Source organism: Fodinicurvata halophila (assembly GCF_042651425.1).
In the GTDB taxonomy this organism is placed as follows: domain Bacteria; phylum Pseudomonadota; class Alphaproteobacteria; order Kiloniellales; family DSM-21159; genus Fodinicurvata; species Fodinicurvata halophila.
Genome location: NZ_JBHSCW010000007.1, coordinates 261,854 through 280,034 on the forward strand (window position 1 = coordinate 261,854; position 18,181 = coordinate 280,034).

Here is an 18,181-nt window from a genome sequence, read left to right on the forward strand (position 1 = left end):
GGCTCTCTGTATGATTGATATTTCTGCTATTCTTTGCGGCCATCGCGAGGGAAGGGTATCTGTAGCAAGTCTACGCAGTTTTGATACTGCTATTGCTGCCGCCCGAAACAGGGGGCTGACGGTACAGCCTGTTCTGGTATTAGATCGCCCTGATACGATCACAGAGAAGGTCTTCGCAGCTCATTCCACCTCCACTACACTTTGGATTGAAGTGGACGTTGGTGATCAAGGTAAGGCGCGCAATGAAGCCATCAAACAGGCAGCCGGAAAGCATGTCGCTATTCTAGATGGTGATGATCTTTGGCAGGAAAGTTGGCTGTGGCGCGCATATAATTTCTTGGCACAATTTAATAATAAAAGCGTAATAGCTCATCCAGAATATAATTATTTTTTTGAAGGCCAGGCGACAATATTTCGGCATATTGATCAAGAATCAGAAGATTTTAATATCGACTTGCTTCGAGTGACAAATTATTGGGATGCATTAGCAATGGCGCCGCGTTCAGTACATATTAACTATCCTTATGCTGACCGGGACATGGAAAATGGTTGGGCTTATGAGGATTGGCAGTGGAATATTGAAACACTCATAAATGGCATTGTTCATAAGGTTGTTCCGAATACAGTCTTGTTTAAGCGCCGCCAGAAAAATAGTCAGACGATCCGTGCTTCATCCTCTAAGGCGCGTATTAGGAATACTGGATTCGAATCATACTCACATTCAATCTATGAAGAGTTCAAAAATAACTCCAAGATGAAGGAGTCGTCATGAAAATTGTTGTTCTAGGAGGTGATGGATTTTGTGGCTGGCCAACTGCACTCCATCTATCGGCGCGTGGCCATGAAGTAATTATTGTGGATAACTTGTCGCGTCGCAAGATTGATATTGAATTGGAAGTCAATTCGCTGACGCCAATCCGGTCTTTGGGTGAGCGTGTTCATGCCTGGAATGAGATATCAGGCAATGTTATACGGACCGAGAATATTACAATTGGAAAGCACTATCATAGATTGTTGTCCCTCCTGCGCGACGAAAAACCTGATGCGGTAATCCATTTCGCTGAACAACGCGCAGCGCCCTATTCTATGAAATCAAGTTGGCACAAGCGTTATACTGTTAACAACAACTTAAACGCTACGAATGATGTGCTTGCCGCCATTGTAGAGAGCAAGCAGGATATTCACTTGGTTCATTTGGGCACAATGGGAGTCTATGGATACGGTACGGCTGGCATGAAGATTCCCGAAGGATATCTTCGAGTGTCCATTGATACGGAAAAAGGCCGTCATGAACAAGATATCCTATACCCAGCTAATCCTGGATCTATCTATCATATGACTAAAACGCAGGATCAGCTGTTTTTCTTCTATTATAATAAGAATGATGGAGTCCGGATTACAGATTTACATCAAGGTATTGTCTGGGGTACGCAAACAAATGAAACGCGCATGGATGAACGACTTATCAATCGTTTTGATTACGATGGAGACTATGGAACTGTACTAAACCGCTTTCTGATGCAGGCGGCGGTTAATTATCCGCTGACTGTCCATGGTACAGGAGGGCAAACTCGAGCTTTTATTCATATTCAGGATACTTGCCATTGCATCGAATTGGCACTGATGAATCCACCGCAAAAAGGCGATCGGGTGAGTATCCTGAACCAAATGACCGAAACTCACCGGGTTCGGGATTTGGCAGAGATGATTGCTGCGCAGACCGATGCAGAGATCGCTTTTCTTGATAACCCTCGTAATGAAGCAGATGAAAATGATCTGCATGTTGAAAATGACAGGTTCCTACACTTAGGACTGGAACCAATCCAATTGGAAGACGGTTTAATGGAAGAGGTGCGCGAGATTGCACGGAAATATTCTGATCGCTGCGATAAGAATAAAATCCCCTGTGTGTCTAATTGGAACAATTGATTATGTAGCATGAATGCCGATGAGTATAATTCAAATGCGGAATGTGAGGAGCTATGTGTAAAGAATACACAGTTTTTGATTCTTGCAAAATATCAGGAAACTATTTTAAAATAATGTATTTATTTATAATAAATACTGATATCCGCCACAGAGACAAATTGATAAATAGAATATGATTCTGATTTTCGGTGGTACGGGTTTTATTGGGCGACATACTACTCTGGCCCTGCGAGAGGCAGGGCACGAGGTTGTAGTAGTATCAAGGAGTCCTGATATGGACTTCTTGGAGACACATGCCCCTGAATTACAAGCAATACAGTATGCTGAATTATATAATGATCCGAGCCCGATCTTTCGGCGCGCGCATGTAGTGATTTGGGCTGCAGGCCAAACAACGCCAGGCTCAAATATCGACTACCCTTGGCAAGAACTTACTCAGAATGTTCAACCTGTAATTTGGTGCGCAAAGCAAGCCGCAACCCATCGCTCGCATATGCTATTCCTTTCATCTGGTGGTTCCGTTTATGGTGAGGTGTCTGCCACAGGAAGGATCACGGAAGACGAGCCATTGTGCCCAGTTTCACCCTATGGGATGGGTAAGCAAATGGCTGAAATAGGGTTGGGATTCCTTGTACGCACTCAAGGATTAAATTTAACTACCTTGCGTCCGTCCAACCCGATAGGGCGTTGGCAGTCAAATCCTAGCCAAGGGGTGGTTGGGGCATTACTGCGAGCTGCTAGAGCAAATCAGCCTTTTCATATATTTGGTGATGGGTCAATCGTACGCGATTTTTTGGCCGTAGAAGATTTGGCGCGGGCCATTTTGATGGCTATTGAAGCACCCGAACACAGTATCAATCAAACTTGGAATGTGGGTTCGGGTAAAGGTCACTCCATTATTGAAATTCATACTATGGCTAGCCGTATAGTTGGCTATGAAATTCCCGTTAAACTACAGCCAGCGCGCCCAACAGATCCACCATATATTGTTTTGGATGTATCGCGAATTAGTAATTCCATAGGATGGGACACAACAATTGGCTTGGAATACTCTATAAGGGATATGTGGAATAGTTTAATAATACATGAAAATAGCTAATCTGATTATGAATTTATCAAGAAAAGTAATTATACTAAAGACTGTGAACTTTAACCAGCATGGGCTCATTGTCGATCTGCCCTCATAGTCCTTGGCGTAAGGAGAGCCCGAGCAAGGTAATCAATCGTTAAAACGCTGTCTGCATAGGTGATGACCCTTGCCCTATCCGGCGTACAGGCGCAATTATCAAACAATAATTCCAGTGATACATGGATGGAGCTTTGATCTCACGTTAACCGCAATGCAGCAGTGGAGTCATGCGCCCGTCGATTTATGCTTTGCAGAGTCAGAAAAGGATAGGATATGAGCCGCAGTTTCGACTTCGCCGCTCACCCGGAGTTTGCGGAAATCTGGGAAAAGGTACAGCCCTACACTATGACTTCTCCCGAACGCGGCTTCGCTCTCTACCAAGCGGTGAACGCGGTCATCGATAACGGGATCGAAGGACGGTTCGTGGAATGCGGCGTGTGGCGTGGTGGATCCGCCATGATCATGGCGCTGGCGCTGATGAAACGCGGGGCACGTCGCGAGCTGGTGCTTTTCGACACCTTCGAGGGTATGACTGAACCGGGGGAGGCCGACCGCGACTTCAACGACAAGAGTGCGGCGGAACTGATGGCCGGATCAGAGGGGGGGCAGTTTGCCGAGCTCGTGATCGCCGCCGCCGAACTGGAGGACGTGCGCACAGCCCTTGCCTCGACGGGCTACAACATGGGGTTGGTCCGTTTTATCAAGGGAGATGTGCGCAAGACGCTTGCTACCACCAGCACGCAGAAGATCGCGCTCTTGCGGCTCGACACTGATTTCTACGACAGCACTCTGGCTGAGCTTCGGGAATTGTGGCCGCGCCTTGCCCACAAGGGCCTGTTCATAATTGATGATTACGGACACTGGAAAGGGGCCCGGCAAGCCTTTCATGATTATTTCGAAGATCCGGAACATGACTATACGATGCCGCTTCTCTGGCGGATCGATTATACCGGCTATGGCGGGGTCAAGATGCAGGATCGCGTGGTGCCGGGTATCCCGCGTTACGACTACATCCCGCCGGGATTCGACTGTCCGCAGTTGACGGGGCTTTTCCCACACGCTACCGCGCAGGATCCATATCAGGTGAAATGGCCCTACCTACGGGCGCAGGTGCCGCATATTTGGCGGTCCGACACGCGTGATCACAAATCATGGCAAACCGGCAACGCATCGGTGGAGGAGGCTGCGTGCCTCTACACCTTGGCCAAGCAGTTCACCGGTCAGCGCGGGTTGGAGATCGGGACGCATTTCGGCTGGACTGCCGCGCACCTTGTCGCTGCCGGTCTGCATCTCGATTGCATCGATCCGGAGTTCAACACGGGCGACCGCGTGGCGCAGGTAACGAAGGCACTTTCGCAGGTGCAGGGCGAGGGCAGCTTCCGCTTTTATGGCGGCTTTTCGCCGGATATGGTCGAGGAGGCGCGGCTGGCAGAGCAGGCGCCCTGGAGCTTCGCCTTCATCGACGGCAGCCACGATGGGGATGGCCCACGCAACGATGCGCTTGCGGTGCTGCCGCATCTTGCAGGAAACGCTATTGTCGTCTTTCACGACCTGACGTCGCCCTTTGTCGAGCGTGGGCTCTACGCAATGAAGATGGCGGGGTTTGACACGCGTCTTTTCGTCACGATGCAGGTGCTGGGAGTTGCATGGCGCGGAAATGTAGCCATTCCGGAGCATGTACGCGACCCGAATACGCCGCCGTATTTGCCGAAACATCTTGAGAAATACCAGCGCTAAGATCGGAACAGTCAAAGACCGATAATGTGGGTGCCGTGACCAAAAAGAATCAGCGGCGCAGGAAATCTATGTAGCCGTTGTACTGTTCCATGCAGAAATCATAAACTTGCATGACATACTCTGCTGGGATCGCGGCAAGATCAACGAATTGTCTCTCTCTGGGCTCGAGTCCTTTTGGGTCGAAGCCGGGAAACATCTTGGCCACTTCCGAACCCGTATTCTCGAATTTCTTCAGCAATGCGGCTTGAGCGTCGGGTGGTATAACAGTGACATTGCGGGGGTAGATGTTTGCCGTTTTTGTATATTGATCCAGCATGCTCATTATCCGGCTGCTTTCCGCGTTGGACCTGCTTCGTTCCTGCGCCTGAAGCCGCAGTAGAAATGCCAACGCTTCAGGTGGTAGCGATACGTTACTATTTTCCTCGGGCCTCTCAAGTTGCCGAAGTGAGGGATTCACCTCATCGCAAAAGAACTCCCAGGCGTCGAAACCATCTGCCATCGAAGCAACCGAAAATCGCGCATTCGGAAAACGATCTCGCCACGCTCTCGCATTTTCGGCGTAGTCTGCAAGATTGATCGCTTCCCGAATGACGTGGGACAGCGTTATTCCTTGCTGAAAAAACCCCATTTTGATGAGTTGATTGGCCATCGAGTTTGCGTACTCCGTAGGTGACCGCACGATCCAAACGATATGTATCTCGAAGGCAGCCTCAAGCTCTTCGAAAGCGGGCTTGAAACCGAGAGCCCAAACGAACGCCTCCGAGGAGAGTATTACAGTATCGACACACCGATTTTTTGCGAGATTTTTCAGTTCCTCCACAACCTGCGATCCAGTTACGTCACTTTTTGGGAGAAAATTATCTCTTTTATGCGAAATAAGAGAATTTACAAGCAAATGATGTGCGTTGTACTTTTGACCAAAGTCCGGATAAATTATGCCAAGCCTATTGATTGTATCTTTATTTTTGACAAGAATTTTTTGGATTGTCGATGTCCCAGTTTTTGGGTGACCGATGTGGATAACTAGGTTTTTCCTTTTTTTTATGCGCATTACTGAATTCCAAAAGGCTTCCGCATCACTATTACGTCTTGAAAAACAGGCAGTCTTCTATGGGTCTCGACAATATCCAGATATCGTGCCCAATGCTTGCGAATGTAGTCATAACTGTAGAACACGTTGCTAGAATAGGAACGCTCCGCACGCCACCGGAACACCATGCGATCCCGCGGCATAGGGCTACTTGCCGGGATTTTCTGGAATTCGGGATGATTCTTCAACGCGCCGTAAAGGGGCCAGTTCTCGTTCATGTCCTCCCAAGTCTTTTCGGTATGCACCGTAACCCATGCTAGGCCGCCTGGTCGCAAGATACGACGCAATTCCATGAGCCAAGCAGTTTCAAATGCTTCGATATGAGTGAAAACTGAGAATGCTGACACAAGATCAATACTTTCATCTGGCAAGGGCAGCGTGGGTAGCGAATGGTTTTGAAATACCATGAGGCTGTCCGGTAGGAATTGAGTTACCCAAGCCACATGAGCGGCATTGATATCACATCCCCATGTACAAATTTCAGGGTGCTGAAATGCCATGTGGCGTATCAAGCGACCACTTGAGCAACCCAAGTCTAGATAATCCTGAACGTTTACACCTAAACGTTCGCAAGCAAAGAACATGTTGCTAACATCACGAAGACCGCTGGCCCAATAGCTGAAATGATGGGGACCGAAGTATCCTTCACGATCCTTTGTCAGAGGGAGTGGCGCGAGATCCCTACTTGCTGCCAAATCAAGGTCAATATGCAGTTTCTCTTTTGTCCAGTCGGTATGTGTGTCGGAAGCGCGATATTTCTCAGCATTATCTAATACTTCAAAATAATGATCTCCGTGCGAATTTAACGAGACTAAATCTTCCCAAACTTCTTTCATATCAGACCTTTCTCAAATTTCAGCAGATTGATATAGGGGACCTCTGAGTTCATTTTTTGGGGGATTCAAAGGGCATACTCCCAGTGTGCGGGAAAGTGTTGGTCATCAATCTGAAGCTCTCGCATTGCGGAGCAATGATAAAGGCTAAAGCTAAATGTTAGGAAGGGCATAGCGTGTCTTTTATGTGCGTCTCTTGCTTAGACAAGAGGTTTGTGCCTTTCTTGCTCGTGTAACTTTTTACACTTAGAGCCACCACTGTATGAAACAGGTCTTCACCATATTTTTCAGCGCCGAGGGCCACAAGAAGTGGATGGTCTTGGCCTGCCTGCTGCTGGCCAATGTGCTCCAGGGTATCGGGATCGCCAGCCTAGTACCGCTGATCGCTGTTGTGGCCGATTCCGGGAATGAAGACCCCTCCGCTGCAGCGACTTATGTGCTGGAGGCCGTGCGCGCCCTCGGGCTTGAGCCAAACCTGGAAGTCCTGCTGCTGATCGCTGTGACGGGAATCTGTTCCAAGTCGCTGGTGACCCTGTTGGCCATGCGTTATGTGGGCTATGTGGTGGCAGATATCAGCACGGGGCTGCGCCGGCGCCTGCTGTCAAACCTGTTGAATGCGCGCTGGCCCTATCTGTCGAACCAGTCGCTGGGCAAGATGGTCCAGACCATGAACCAGATGGCCTTGCGCGCCGGCAGTGCGTTCCAACTGGCCGCCATGATGCTGTCGAACCTGTTGCAGGTTGCGGTTTTCGTCATTGTCGGGTTCTTCGTGTCCTGGAAACTGGCCATTGCGTCGTTGGTGATCGGGGCGGTCATCACCGTAGCGTTGCACCCCTTCATCAAGCAGGCACGCAAACTGGGTCAGGACGATGCCGGGCAGACCAATGCCCTGTCGGCCATCCTGTCCGACGCCTTCCTGGGTATCAAGTCGCTGAAGGCCATGGAGCGACAGGAGCCCTATGCCAACCTGATCAACGCCTCGATCTCGAAGATGCGCAAGGTCATGCGGCGCAAGGTGATGGTTCAGGAAAAGCTGTCGAATTCCCAGGAACCCTTGCTGGTGGTCTTCCTGGCCGGTGCCTTCTATGTCCTGATCGAGATCTTCCAGATGCCCATTTCCGAACTGCTCGTGATGGGTGTGGTGCTGCAGCGCACTGTGAAAACCATCAACAAGCTGCAGACCCAGTTTCAGCAGGTCACCATCATGCAGGGGTCTTTCAAGGCGCTCCATGACATGATGGAGAAGTCATCCGACGAGGCCGAGCCACGCGGCGGAGATGTCGTGCCACACGTGGAACAGGGCATCCGCTTCGATTCTGTGCATTTCAAGTACAACAACAAGGACGGTCCGGTGCTGCGCAACCTGTCCCTGGAGTTTCCGGCGCGGCGATTGAGCGTGCTGACCGGGCCTTCTGGGGCGGGCAAGTCCACGGTGACGGACCTGCTGCTTGGGTTTCACTATCCGACCAAGGGACAGGTCTTGATCGACGACACGCCGCTGGAACAGGTGGACCTGCAGGCATGGCGCAAGATGATTGGCTATGTCCCGCAGGAGGTAGGGCTGTTCACCGAGACGATTCTTGCGAATATCACCCTGCAGGAACCCGAACTGACCGAGGAGATGGCGATCGAGGCGCTGAAAGCCGCCGGTGCGTGGGACTTCGTCCAGTCCCTGCCCAATGGCATCCATACCAGGGTGGGTGAGCGCGGCGGGCGCCTGTCGGGCGGCCAGCGCCAGCGCATCGCCATCGCCCGCGCCCTGGTGCACAAGCCCGAACTGCTGATCCTGGACGAGGTGACCAGCGCCCTGGACACTGCGACCGAGGAGGAAATCTGCCGGACGATGAAGGACCTGAGCGCAGAGGTTACCATCATCGCCATTTCCCACCGCCCCGGCTGGATGGAGGTGGCGGATGTGGTGCATCACCTGAAGGCAGGTCGGCTGGTGAGGCCGGGGCACGATATCAAGGAGAATGCTATTATTGCATAGTGATTAGATAGAGAAATTCTCCATCTGCTATTAACAACTACTGACCAACCATGGACGAATGCCATCGGTTTTTATACGACTTATGAGTTCGCTAATGATAAACTCATGTCGTAGCAAGTCCCCCTCTATTATGAAAAGCGGCACTTCCTTTGGGATTTCCTCTATGATGATATCAACTGCTTCCCTTCCTAGTTCATCATCGGAAGCAATTTTTTCTCCTACAGCACCCCAGTCCTGACCTTTCTCCACGACAATATCTTGCACTGCTTTTGCCAGGGGACGCCAAGAATAGTTAGGATTCTTGGAAAGCCTCAAAATAAGAGAGTCTGTTGCATAAACAGGTGTACCTAGGTTGGCGAAATGTGTGCCAAGTTGAGATTTCCCGATTCCTGACAGACCTGGAATCAAAAGGGCAGTAGACTGTCGCCTTGTGCAATGGAAAACGTATCGAGGGACTGGATCACCAGCCTGATCAACACTTCGGCCAGCGCTTCTTACGGCAAAACGCTCCAAAATATCTTGAGTCAATAGTGCACGAGTTGGATATTTCTTAATCCCATCATGTCGTTTTACGGTATCCCAACGCCGGATATTTGGTTGCTCGTTCGCTATACCACACTCCAGAATTAATGTTCCTTTTGGTGAAAGATGTTCCAGAAGCATTTCAAGAAATTTCTTCTGATTTTTCTCATAATGAATTGCTGACAGGAGGAGTATGACATCAAACTGATCGTCTGGCACATCCCACCATGAACCATGCACGAACTCAGCTTCGGGTACATTTTTACTGGCTGATTCAATTGACGGTCCGTGCGCGTCAATTCCCACTACACGGGTAGCGCCTTGCCTAATAGCCTCCAGGCAAAAAAAACCTTCATTGCATCCGAGGTCGAGTACAGAAAACCCTTCAAGTGGACTAGCATTATTATTGGCGCCAGGTAATGTATTGAGTCGTAGCGCCTTCAGCTTGTCATGCGAACGAGACGAAGCTTCACCCTTACCTGCAAAATCCTGATAAGGCCTTTTTTTCTTTTTCTTAACAGGAGTAGGGGTTTTCTCTGAAAGAAGCGGTTCTGGTGGTGATTCCGTCCGCGCAACCTTCCTCCCGGTCAGCCGGAAGATCTTTTTTTGCATGCGTTTGTGAAATGGTTTTGATGCTTGCTTCGTTTTCTTTAATGAGCTGTCCAATTTGGATTCCTTGTCATGAGTGAAGGGTACATGCCAATTCAATATTCAGCCCCTCTCAGTCTTTTCCAATATCAACATTACAAGCTGCAACGAATTAGGCTGGCTTCGCGCTCGATATCCCATTGTTCATCAAGATTTCCAGTTTACCCAAGGTCGCTGTAAACGCGGCACGGGCGCTAGGCTGAAATCCTCTCTATCCATTGTCAGGTTCGGATTATAATAAGCGTCATTTGGCAAGACACTTACCCAGCGGCTTTTCATATACTGTACTTCATTGCGATATCGTTCTCGTTTTTCGGGGGTTGTATCTTCTCCACGAGAGACGCTCTCGTAATGATACAGACGTGCATGAGGCGTCCAAATAATTCGGTAGCCGGCCTGTCCAAGTCTGATACATAAATCCACGTCGTTGTAGGCAACTTTCAAATTTGTCTCATCCAGGCCGCCCACCTCAGTATAAACCGCACGTCGTACAGCCAAACAGGCGCCCGTCACACAAGAGAGGCTGTGCACCAGGTTAAGACGATTAAAGTATCCTGGGTGTTCGTGATGAATAAATCTATGCGCGTGCCCTGCCACCCCTCCAATACCGAGTATCACACCACCATGCTGGAGCGTATCGTTGGCATAATAAAGCTTGGCACCCACGGCGCCAACTTCGGGCCTGAGCACCTGGGCGGTAAGTTCCTGAAGCCAGTCCGGGTTTATGACATCGATGTCGTTGTTGAGCAGGACGCAGACCTCACCCGTTGACGCGGCAACCCCGTGATTAACCAAATACGAGAAATTGAAGGGACCTGGTGCCTCCAGCACCGTCACATGACGATGGGCGTCCAGTTCGCGCAGCAAGGCCAGGGCGTCAGGCTCGCTGCTGCCGTTATCGACAATCACGATTTCCAGCGGCGCATAGGTTGTGCGAGTCAACAGACCTTCGGTGCAGAGGCGCAGCAATTCGCAGCGGTCCTTCGTGGGAATGACGATGGAGACCAGCGGCGGCGGGTCGGGCAGGTCCCAGCGAATGCGCAGGTGGCTGGAGTGCCCACTCGCGACGGCTTTGGCCGGCTGGCCTGTGCGGACGAGGTGCTCGTTGACGGCGGTTTGGGCGGCGGTGCAGGCGCCTTCAATGACACTATACGAGAAGCCTTGTTCCTCTTGGCGCTGGTGATAGAGGACGAAGGGAATGTGCTGGACTTCCGGCTGGGGGCCTGCTGCCTCAAGGACCCGCAGGGCCAGGTCCCAGTCCTGAGAGCCTTCGAATCCTTCGCGGAAGCCGCCGGCCTGCCGGACCAGGGGGCGGGGATAAGCAACCAGGTGGTTCAGGTAGTACTGGCCCAGGAACAGGTCGTAATCCCAATCCGGCTTGAAATAAGGGTTCGAGCGGATCCCTTCGGCATCCACATGGTCTTCATCGGAATAGATGATGGCCGTATCCGGATGTCGATTGATGGCTTCGACCACCATGTAAAGCGCGTGCGGCGCCAGCAAGTCGTCGTGATGCATCAGGACGATCCAGTCGCCTGTGGCGGCCTCCAGCGCCGTGTTGCTGCAGGCCGCGATACCACCGTTGTGACTGCGGAACTGGGGCTTGATCCGGTCGTCGCGCTGGGCAAACTCGCTCAGGATCTGCCGCGGTCGCGCGTCGGGGGAGGCGTCGTCCACGGCGACCAGCTCCCAACCGGGATAGAGCTGGTCGATCACGGACTCAAGGGCGGCGCGTAGGTAGGTCGGGTCACTATCATAAACCGGCATCAGGATCGAAAAGCGCGGCCGCACCCTGAACGCACGGATGTGCTCGCGGATCAATGCCACGTCCCGCTTTTTCAGGCGGTCGTTGCGCGTGATCCAGTCGGAATAGTCGATCCAGATCTCGGGGTGAGGGAGGGCATTCAGGCGGCGGCTGCCTCCCGATCTGAACCATTGCTTCAGGGCGCGCCGGTGATGTTTCGGAATAACCTTGCGGATGCCGGCCGGCACATGGCGCTTATACCAGGGTGCCAGAGCAGTGGCTGTTCGGGCCAGCGTCTTGGACAGTTTCTTTTGTAGGCGACGGGGTTTGCGGAGCATCTATGCATTCTGGATTACAACTATGCGTCCCGTATTATGGGAGATGAAGAGGCGGGACAAGTCGTTGCCTGAAGAAAGACACGGGGGGTGTGGAGCGCAAGGCGGGTGAGGTTGGAATTCTCCCCGGCGCTAATGTCTGTGCCGGGATGGTTCGAGGCATTGACATTCGTCAATGCACCTCACCATGACGTCGGACTGGGGGCCAGGCGGTGCCTACAGAGTCCACACCTTCGCCAACGGTGATTCCCCCAGCGGCTCGGCCGACAGCTCGATGGTCTCCTCCGCCACCGTGGGGTACAGCTCCTGCACCAGGGGGTCGTGGCCGGGAATGACCATGTCGGGGCGGTCGTGGATTTCGCCCCGCTCGTCGCGCACCTGGGCCAGTTCACGCATGCGCTCATAGGCCGCCAGGGTGGCGGGGATGTTCACCACCACCGGGAAGGGGTTGCGCCAGACCATCTGGTCGAAGAAGTGCGCCACGTCGGAGGCCAGGATCAGCTTGCCGCGCGCCGTCTCGACGCTGACCGCCTGCATGCCGGCGGTGTGGCCGCCGGTCAGGTGGGCGCCGATGCCGGGCGCGATCTCGCCGTCGCCGTTCAGGAAGCGCACCCGCTCGGCGAAGTTGTAGGTGACCAGGTGACAGACGTCCTCAGGCTCGAAGGGGGCGCGGCAGACGGGGTGGCGCATGTCCGGCCCTGTGGCAAAGGCGACCTCGCTGCGCTGGACGTGGAAGCGCGCGTTGGGGAAGCGGTCCAGGTTGCCGGCGTGGTCGTAGTGCAGGTGGGTGACCACCACCTCGTCCACCCGCTCGGCCGACAGGCCCAGGCGCGACAGCGCCGCCGCCGGACAGCCCAGGAAGTTGCGCTTGCGCTTGTTCGCCGCCTCTTCATTGAAGCCGGTGTCCACCATGACGATGCGGCCGCGGCCGACGATGACCCAGACGAAATAGTCGATGACCCGCCCGCCCTCGTGCGGATCGATCACCTCGGGGTGCGGCTCCAGCACGAAGTGGTGCGGATCGCGCCGCAGGGTGGCATAGCGGATGGCGAAGACGCGGTAGGTGTCGGCGTTGGGGTCGGGGCGGTTGTCTGGGGTGGTCATTGTGGGTGTCTCTCGCTTGGGTCTGGGGTGGTGCCGGGGTGCTTCGAGGCTCGACCTATCGGTCGAGCACCTCAGCATGAGGGATCTTTTTAGTAGCGGCCCGCTCCGCCCTATCCTCACCCTGAGGTGCGGAGCGCAGCGGAGCCTCGAAGGGGCCTGGCACCGGCGTCTGTACAGTCCTGTGCCTGGCCTTGCCGCCTGTGCCGACATGTTTCGAGGGGCCGCTGGCGCGGCCCACCTCAACATGAGGGTGGGTTTGTGAGGTGGATAGGGTTCCCCTTCTCTTAGTTTCACCCAGGAATGGCCGATTTCGTGACATCAGGACAACAGCTCTTCCCAGTCCTGTCGGCCGTCCAGGACGCGCAGCACCAGGACATCGTCCTGTCGCACCTGATAGACAATCAGGTGGGCCTGATGGACATGGATGCGGACGGCGGGCCGGAATTCGCTGCGTTCCCTGGCAATCATGGGCTGCTCCGCAAGCAGGCGCAGGGTTTCCATGAGGCCGGCGTGATAGTGCTCGGCCTGGTGAACCCCGAATTCCCGGACGCCGTGAAGATAGATGCCGATGATGTCTTCATCGGCTTTCCGGCTTGTCCGGAGCCGCATGTCAGTGATTGGTTCCGGCCCGGCGCCGGGCTTCGGCCAGCAGGTCGTCCAGGCTGTTGGAGCTGACGCCGCTGTCCACGCCCTCGTCGATCAGCTGTTGCAGTTCGGCCAGGCGGGCCTGCCGGTCCTGGTCGCGTCGGATCAGGTCGCGGACGTAGTCGCTGGCGTTGCCGTAGCGGCCGCTCTTCGACTGGGAGTCCACCCAAGCCTTCATCTGTTCGGGCAGGGAAATGTTCATCGTCGCCATTGCCAGTCCTCCATGGTGGAGAGGATGGCATAATTTGGCAAAGATTGGCAAGATTAGGATGTCGGTCCGTCTGTGCCAGGGTGCTTCGAGGCCCGACCCTCATCATCCTGAGGAGCCGCCGCAAGGCGGCGTCTCGAAGGGGGGTCGGGCACCTCAGCATGACGCGGTTTAGTGAATTGATTATAAACAAAAAAATGGCGTCACCCTGAGGTGCGAACGCAGTGAGCCTCGAAGGGTGCTGGCACCGGCGTTTGTGCTGGCCTGTGCCCGGCCCCACCGTCTGTGCCGGCATGTTTCGAGGGCCCCTATGGGGCCACCTCAACATGAGGGAAGGTTTTAGCGGACCACTCACCCCTGGTCTCCCTCATCCGTCCTTGGGCTCCGACAGGCGGGCGATTTCGGTGTGGTCGGCGTCGGCGGGGAGTTGGGCGCGGGCCTGGGCCCAGAGCTTGACGCTGGTCTCCAGCGTGGGGGTGTCCAGGCCCAGTTCGGCGGCCAGGTCGGACGCGGTGGTCAGGTCCTTGGCCATGAGGGAGAGCGCGAAGCCGGAGCCGTAGTCGTGGTTCAGGATGTACTGGGCCAGCTTGTTCTCGGTCGAATTGTTGCGGCCGGTGGACGCGTTCAGGATGTCCGTCATGCGCTGGCCCTCGATGCCGAAGCGCCTGGCGATGTTCACCGCCTCGCAGGCGGCGGCCAGGCCGGCGGCGGAGACGAAGTTGTTGAGCGCCTTGGCGGCGTGGCCGGCGCCCAGGGGCCCGGCCTCCAGCAGGGTGCCCATGGCCTGCAGCACCGGGCGCACGCGCGCCACCTGGTCCGGGTCGCCGCCGGCCATGATGGCCAGCTTGCCCGAACGCGCCCGCGGCACGCCGCCGGAGACCGGGGCGTCGACCATGGCGATGCCGTGTTCGGCCAGCCGGTCGCCCAGGGCCACGGTGCGCAGCGGCGCGCAGGAGGACATGTCGACCACCACGGCGCCGGGCTCCAGCCCCGCCACCAGGCCGGGGCTGTCGGCGGTGCCCAGCACGGCGGCCTCGACCACCGGCGAGTCGGGCAGCATGGTGATCACCAGCTGGCAGCCGCGGGGCAACTCGGCCAGGCTGTCGACGGGCGTGCCCCCGGTGGCCTCGGCCACGGCCCGGCGCTTGTCGCCGTCCAGGTCGAACAGGCGCAGAGCATGGCCGCCGCGGGCCAGGCACTCGCACATGGGCGCGCCCATGTTGCCCAGCCCTACGAAGCCGATCGGGCCCGTGACGGGGTTTGCCGCGTCGCCCATCAGCTGTCCTGGCCCTCTTCCTTGTCGACCTGGTCCAGCACCTCGCGGGCGTTGCGGAAGGCGTCGATGGCCGCCGGGACGCCGCAGTAGATGGCGGTGTGCAGCAGGATCTCGCGGATCTCCTCGCGCGTCAGGCCGTTGTTCAGCGCGCCGCGCACGTGCAGCTTCAGCTCGTGCGGGCGGTTCAGCGCCGTGATCATGGACAGGTTGATGATGGAGCGGGTGCGCCGGTCCAGCGTCTCGCGGCCCCAGATGGCGCCCCAGCAGGTGCTGGTGACGAAGTCCTGCAGGTCGCGGGTGAAGTCGTCGGCGTTGGCGATGGACTGATCCACGTACTCCTTGCCCAGTACCTCGCGGCGGATTTCCAGGCCCTTGTCATAGAGATCGCCGTAATCCATGGCTGTTGTTCACTCCTCTTCTCGATGGTCCGGCGTGTCGCCGGAAGATGGCGCAGGGAACTGCGCCAGGATGACCTCTGTGGCGCGGCGCACGTGGTCCTCGGCGGCGGCGCGGGCGGCGGCGGCGTCGCCGGCCTTGATGGCGTCGATGATGCGGTCGATCTCCTTCAGCGTCTCGGGATAGCGGCCCGAGACCGACAGGGAGAGGCGGCGCATCTGGCTGACCCGGTTGTTCAGCTGGACCAGGAACTGGCCCACCACGCGGTTGTCGGCGCCCTGGATCAATGTCTCGTAGAAGCGGTTCTTGACCTCGACGCGCTCGCCGGCGCGGCTGTCGTCGGCCAGGGCGTGCAGCTCGGCGGTGATGTCGTAGAGGCGCTGGCACTGCGCGGGCGTGGCGTTGCGGGTGAAGTCCTCGGCGGCCAGGCCCTCCAGCACGCCGCGCACGCGATAGATCTCCTCGGCCTGGCGGCGGTCGATGCTGGCCACCACGGGGCCGCGGTGCGGGATGTTGACCACCAGCTCCTCGGCGGCGAGCTGCTGCATGGCCTCGCGCAGCAGGCCGCGGCTGACCCCGAAGGCCTCGCACAGCCGGCTCTCGGCCAGGCGCTCGCCGGGGGCGAAGCGCCCCTCGAGGATCGCCAGGCGCAGCTGCTCCACCAGCTTGCCGCGCAGCGACAGCGGCTCGCGTTCGATTCTCAGGTCGTCGAGTGACATTCCGTTATCCCGTCAAAGCTGTACGACTCACCTTGGGGTCTCATCGCCTTAAGCCAATCAAATTCCAAAAACCAGCGCAAACGTCTCTGATATCGATATATTATCGTTCGCAATCCAATGATCTGGAGTGCCCGGGTGCAAGGGGAAGGGGGCCGCTCAGCCCCCTTCTTCCTTGAAGATCTCCTGGGCCGTGCGGAAGGAATCCACGCCCGCCGGCACGCCGCAGTAAATGGCGACCTGCAGGAAGATCTCGCGGATTTCCGCCTTGGTCACGCCGTTCCGCAGGGCGCCGCGGATGTGCATCTTCAACTCGTGCGGCCGGTTGAGCGCGCTCAGCATGGCCAGGTTCAGCATGCTGCGCGTCTTGTGCGGCAGTTCCTCGCGGCCCCAGACAGCCCCCCAGCAGTATTCGGTGACAAGCTCCTGCATGGGCTTGTTGAACTCGTCGGCCGAGTTGATCGACCGCTCGACGAATTCCTTGCCCAGGACCGACTTGCGGATCTCGAGACCGCGTTCATAAGTATCCTTGTCCATTTTCTGACCTCTCTCGCTCGGGGGCCGGGTGCGGTGCCTGCTGGCAGCGGCTGGCCGGCCGGGGAAAAATGCGGCCGGGCCCGAAGACCCGGCCGCACGACAGGTTCAATCGGTCGGCCACTTCGGCTCGGACAGGGCCAGGTCCTCGGGGAAGACCGTGACGGGCACGCCGTCCTGCCACTGGATGATGGTCAGGCTGGCGCCTTCACGGCGGCCCTGTTCGTCGAAGCTGCGGGTGCCGCCGGGATAGTACTCGGCGGGGCCGCCCTCCAGGTTGCGCAGGGCCTCGCCGACGGCCTCGCGATCGCGGGCGCAGGCCTGCTCGAGCGCGTCCTTGAACAGCCACATGTCGCCGTAGGTGGAAATGGCGTTCTGGGTCATCCAGGGCTCGCCGTATTCCTCACGCAGCCGTTCGATCAGCTCTTCCTGGCCCTTGACGCCCCAGTTGGCGACGGCCGACAACACGCCTTCCAGCAGTTCCGGCTCCATGGTGTTGAGCACCTCCGGCTCGGCGATGGCGATGCCGAAGGAGATGGTCGGGACGTCGACCCGGAATTCCTGCATCTTCTCGAGGATGAGGTTGGCGTCCGAGATGACGGTGGGCAGGAAGAACAGCAGGTCGGGCTGGCTGGTGCGGATGCGCTGCACCAGCGAGGTGGCGTCAGTGAGGGGCGGCGTGAAGACCTCCTCGGACACCAGCTCCAGCCCGACGTCCTCCAGGAGACCTTCCTTCATGCGCTCGACCGAGGAGATCGAGGCCGCCGTGTCGTCGGTGATGATGGCCACGGTCTCGGGCCGCTCGCCGGTCTGGTCCTCGGCCAGGTTCATGATGATCGGCAGGGCGATCTCGGCCTGGGCGCCGGCCGAGGCGGCGGTCTGGAAGACATAGTCGAAGCCGCGCTCGGTGATCAGGTCCGAGTAGGACAGCGTCAGGACCGGCAGCTTGGCCCGCTCGGTCACCTCCGTCACCGCGAGTGTGAAGGAACTCAGGTAGGATCCGGTGGCGCCCACCAGGTCCGGATACTCGGCCACCATGCGTTTCGCGGCGTTGGCTGCTTTCTCGACGGTATCACCGGAATCGATTTCCACGAGCTCCAGCGGGGCGCCATCGAGACAGGAAATCCCGCCGGCGGCGTTGACGTCCTCGATCCCCATCTCGGCCCCCATCAGCATGACCTCGCCGGGGCGGGCGTAGTTGCCGGACAAGGGGGCAATCAAGCCGATCTGCACGGGCTCGGGATCGCCGTTGTCCTGTGCGGTGGCCGCGAACGGCACCGCGGCCGCGGCAACGGCCAATCCCGTGCCCGCGGCCAGTAATGTCTTGAACGATTTCATGATGTTT

The 18,181-nt window shown here is 56.5% G+C and carries 17 protein-coding genes; 5 read left to right on the forward strand and 12 right to left on the reverse strand.

Annotation, left to right across the window (positions count from 1 at the left end; translation table 11 throughout):
- The first annotated feature begins 10 nt into the window (after positions 1–10).
- From ACFOW6_RS13455 to ACFOW6_RS13470, 4 genes are all read left to right on the forward strand, one after another.
- The gene (locus ACFOW6_RS13455; protein WP_382422901.1) at positions 11–772 is read left to right on the forward strand and encodes a glycosyltransferase; all 762 of its coding nucleotides are present in this window, start codon (positions 11–13) and stop codon (positions 770–772) included.
- A complete protein-coding gene (locus ACFOW6_RS13460; RefSeq protein WP_382422902.1) occupies positions 769–1,929 on the forward strand; it encodes an NAD-dependent epimerase/dehydratase family protein in 1,161 nt (386 codons plus the stop codon). Before ACFOW6_RS13455 ends, ACFOW6_RS13460 begins: the two co-directional genes overlap by 4 nt.
- Positions 1,930–2,101: 172 nt before the next feature.
- Positions 2,102–3,028, forward strand: a complete 927-nt coding sequence (locus ACFOW6_RS13465) for an NAD-dependent epimerase/dehydratase family protein (protein ID WP_382422903.1) — start codon at positions 2,102–2,104, stop codon at positions 3,026–3,028.
- A 303-nt stretch (positions 3,029–3,331) separates the two neighbouring features.
- The gene (locus tag ACFOW6_RS13470) at positions 3,332–4,795 is read left to right on the forward strand and encodes a class I SAM-dependent methyltransferase (protein ID WP_382422904.1); all 1,464 of its coding nucleotides are present in this window, start codon (positions 3,332–3,334) and stop codon (positions 4,793–4,795) included.
- Positions 4,796–4,844: 49 nt separating this feature from the next.
- Here the strand turns inward: ACFOW6_RS13470 and ACFOW6_RS13475 are convergent, their stop codons facing one another.
- Complete coding sequence (locus tag ACFOW6_RS13475; protein WP_382422905.1) at positions 4,845–5,846, reverse strand: hypothetical protein; 1,002 nt, start codon at positions 5,844–5,846, stop codon at positions 4,845–4,847.
- Positions 5,846–6,721 carry a class I SAM-dependent methyltransferase gene (locus ACFOW6_RS13480; RefSeq protein ID WP_382422906.1) on the reverse strand — a complete coding sequence of 292 codons (876 nt, stop codon included), beginning with the start codon at positions 6,719–6,721 and terminating at the stop codon, positions 5,846–5,848. The genes ACFOW6_RS13475 and ACFOW6_RS13480 overlap by 1 nt, the downstream gene beginning before the upstream one ends.
- A gap of 259 nt (positions 6,722–6,980) precedes the next feature.
- On the opposite strand from ACFOW6_RS13480, the gene ACFOW6_RS13485 reads away from it, so the two are divergent.
- Positions 6,981–8,708, forward strand: coding sequence for an ABC transporter ATP-binding protein (locus tag ACFOW6_RS13485; RefSeq protein WP_382422907.1), 1,728 nt, complete (start codon positions 6,981–6,983; stop codon positions 8,706–8,708).
- A gap of 30 nt (positions 8,709–8,738) precedes the next feature.
- Here ACFOW6_RS13485 and ACFOW6_RS13490 read toward each other — a convergent pair whose 3' ends face one another.
- The 10 genes from ACFOW6_RS13490 to ACFOW6_RS13535 all read right to left on the reverse strand — a co-directional run bounded on the left by ACFOW6_RS13490 (position 8,739) and on the right by ACFOW6_RS13535 (position 18,174).
- Positions 8,739–9,896: a class I SAM-dependent methyltransferase gene (locus ACFOW6_RS13490; protein ID WP_382422908.1), complete on the reverse strand. Its 1,158-nt coding sequence runs from the start codon at positions 9,894–9,896 to the stop codon at positions 8,739–8,741.
- 129 nt (positions 9,897–10,025) lie between these two features.
- A complete protein-coding gene (locus ACFOW6_RS13495; RefSeq protein ID WP_382422909.1) occupies positions 10,026–11,960 on the reverse strand; it encodes a glycosyltransferase family 2 protein in 1,935 nt (644 codons plus the stop codon).
- Positions 11,961–12,173: 213 nt separating this feature from the next.
- Complete coding sequence (locus ACFOW6_RS13500; protein WP_382422910.1) at positions 12,174–13,061, reverse strand: N-acyl homoserine lactonase family protein; 888 nt, start codon at positions 13,059–13,061, stop codon at positions 12,174–12,176.
- A gap of 318 nt (positions 13,062–13,379) precedes the next feature.
- Positions 13,380–13,670 (reverse strand): type II toxin-antitoxin system RelE/ParE family toxin, encoded by a 291-nt coding sequence (locus tag ACFOW6_RS13505; protein ID WP_382422912.1) that lies wholly within the window; start codon positions 13,668–13,670, stop codon positions 13,380–13,382.
- Between the two features lies 1 nt (position 13,671).
- Positions 13,672–13,917, reverse strand: a complete 246-nt coding sequence (locus ACFOW6_RS13510; RefSeq protein WP_382422913.1) for a type II toxin-antitoxin system ParD family antitoxin — start codon at positions 13,915–13,917, stop codon at positions 13,672–13,674.
- A gap of 364 nt (positions 13,918–14,281) precedes the next feature.
- Complete coding sequence (locus ACFOW6_RS13515) at positions 14,282–15,190, reverse strand: NAD(P)-dependent oxidoreductase (protein ID WP_382422914.1); 909 nt, start codon at positions 15,188–15,190, stop codon at positions 14,282–14,284.
- Positions 15,190–15,588 (reverse strand): carboxymuconolactone decarboxylase family protein, encoded by a 399-nt coding sequence (locus tag ACFOW6_RS13520; protein ID WP_382422915.1) that lies wholly within the window; start codon positions 15,586–15,588, stop codon positions 15,190–15,192. The genes ACFOW6_RS13515 and ACFOW6_RS13520 overlap by 1 nt, the downstream gene beginning before the upstream one ends.
- Before the next feature lie 9 nt (positions 15,589–15,597).
- Complete coding sequence (locus ACFOW6_RS13525) at positions 15,598–16,305, reverse strand: GntR family transcriptional regulator (RefSeq protein WP_382422916.1); 708 nt, start codon at positions 16,303–16,305, stop codon at positions 15,598–15,600.
- 156 nt (positions 16,306–16,461) lie between these two features.
- On the reverse strand, positions 16,462–16,839 hold the full coding sequence (gene pcaC, locus ACFOW6_RS13530; protein WP_382422917.1) for a 4-carboxymuconolactone decarboxylase: 378 nt from the start codon (positions 16,837–16,839) through the stop codon (positions 16,462–16,464).
- A gap of 105 nt (positions 16,840–16,944) precedes the next feature.
- A complete protein-coding gene (locus tag ACFOW6_RS13535) occupies positions 16,945–18,174 on the reverse strand; it encodes an ABC transporter substrate-binding protein (RefSeq protein WP_382422918.1) in 1,230 nt (409 codons plus the stop codon).
- Positions 18,175–18,181: the final 7 nt, after the last annotated feature.

What these genes read in the sequence shown, in the direction of transcription:
- ACFOW6_RS13465 (WP_382422903.1), top strand. Translation starts at nt 2,102, where the DNA reads ATGATTCTGATTTTCGGTGGTACGGGTTTTATTGGGCGACATACTACT.
- ACFOW6_RS13475 (WP_382422905.1), bottom strand. Translation starts at nt 5,846, where the DNA reads ATGCGCATAAAAAAAAGGAAAAACCTAGTTATCCACATCGGTCACCCA.
- ACFOW6_RS13525 (WP_382422916.1), bottom strand. Translation starts at nt 16,305, where the DNA reads ATGTCACTCGACGACCTGAGAATCGAACGCGAGCCGCTGTCGCTGCGC.
- ACFOW6_RS13510 (WP_382422913.1), bottom strand. Translation starts at nt 13,917, where the DNA reads ATGGCGACGATGAACATTTCCCTGCCCGAACAGATGAAGGCTTGGGTG.
- ACFOW6_RS13460 (WP_382422902.1), top strand. Translation starts at nt 769, where the DNA reads ATGAAAATTGTTGTTCTAGGAGGTGATGGATTTTGTGGCTGGCCAACT.
- ACFOW6_RS13520 (WP_382422915.1), bottom strand. Translation starts at nt 15,588, where the DNA reads ATGGATTACGGCGATCTCTATGACAAGGGCCTGGAAATCCGCCGCGAG.
- ACFOW6_RS13470 (WP_382422904.1), top strand. Translation starts at nt 3,332, where the DNA reads ATGAGCCGCAGTTTCGACTTCGCCGCTCACCCGGAGTTTGCGGAAATC.
- ACFOW6_RS13500 (WP_382422910.1), bottom strand. Translation starts at nt 13,061, where the DNA reads ATGACCACCCCAGACAACCGCCCCGACCCCAACGCCGACACCTACCGC.
- ACFOW6_RS13505 (WP_382422912.1), bottom strand. Translation starts at nt 13,670, where the DNA reads ATGCGGCTCCGGACAAGCCGGAAAGCCGATGAAGACATCATCGGCATC.
- ACFOW6_RS13535 (WP_382422918.1), bottom strand. Translation starts at nt 18,174, where the DNA reads ATGAAATCGTTCAAGACATTACTGGCCGCGGGCACGGGATTGGCCGTT.
- pcaC (WP_382422917.1), bottom strand. Translation starts at nt 16,839, where the DNA reads ATGGACAAGGATACTTATGAACGCGGTCTCGAGATCCGCAAGTCGGTC.
- ACFOW6_RS13495 (WP_382422909.1), bottom strand. Translation starts at nt 11,960, where the DNA reads ATGCTCCGCAAACCCCGTCGCCTACAAAAGAAACTGTCCAAGACGCTG.
- ACFOW6_RS13480 (WP_382422906.1), bottom strand. Translation starts at nt 6,721, where the DNA reads ATGAAAGAAGTTTGGGAAGATTTAGTCTCGTTAAATTCGCACGGAGAT.
- ACFOW6_RS13515 (WP_382422914.1), bottom strand. Translation starts at nt 15,190, where the DNA reads ATGGGCGACGCGGCAAACCCCGTCACGGGCCCGATCGGCTTCGTAGGG.
- ACFOW6_RS13455 (WP_382422901.1), top strand. Translation starts at nt 11, where the DNA reads ATGATTGATATTTCTGCTATTCTTTGCGGCCATCGCGAGGGAAGGGTA.
- ACFOW6_RS13485 (WP_382422907.1), top strand. Translation starts at nt 6,981, where the DNA reads ATGAAACAGGTCTTCACCATATTTTTCAGCGCCGAGGGCCACAAGAAG.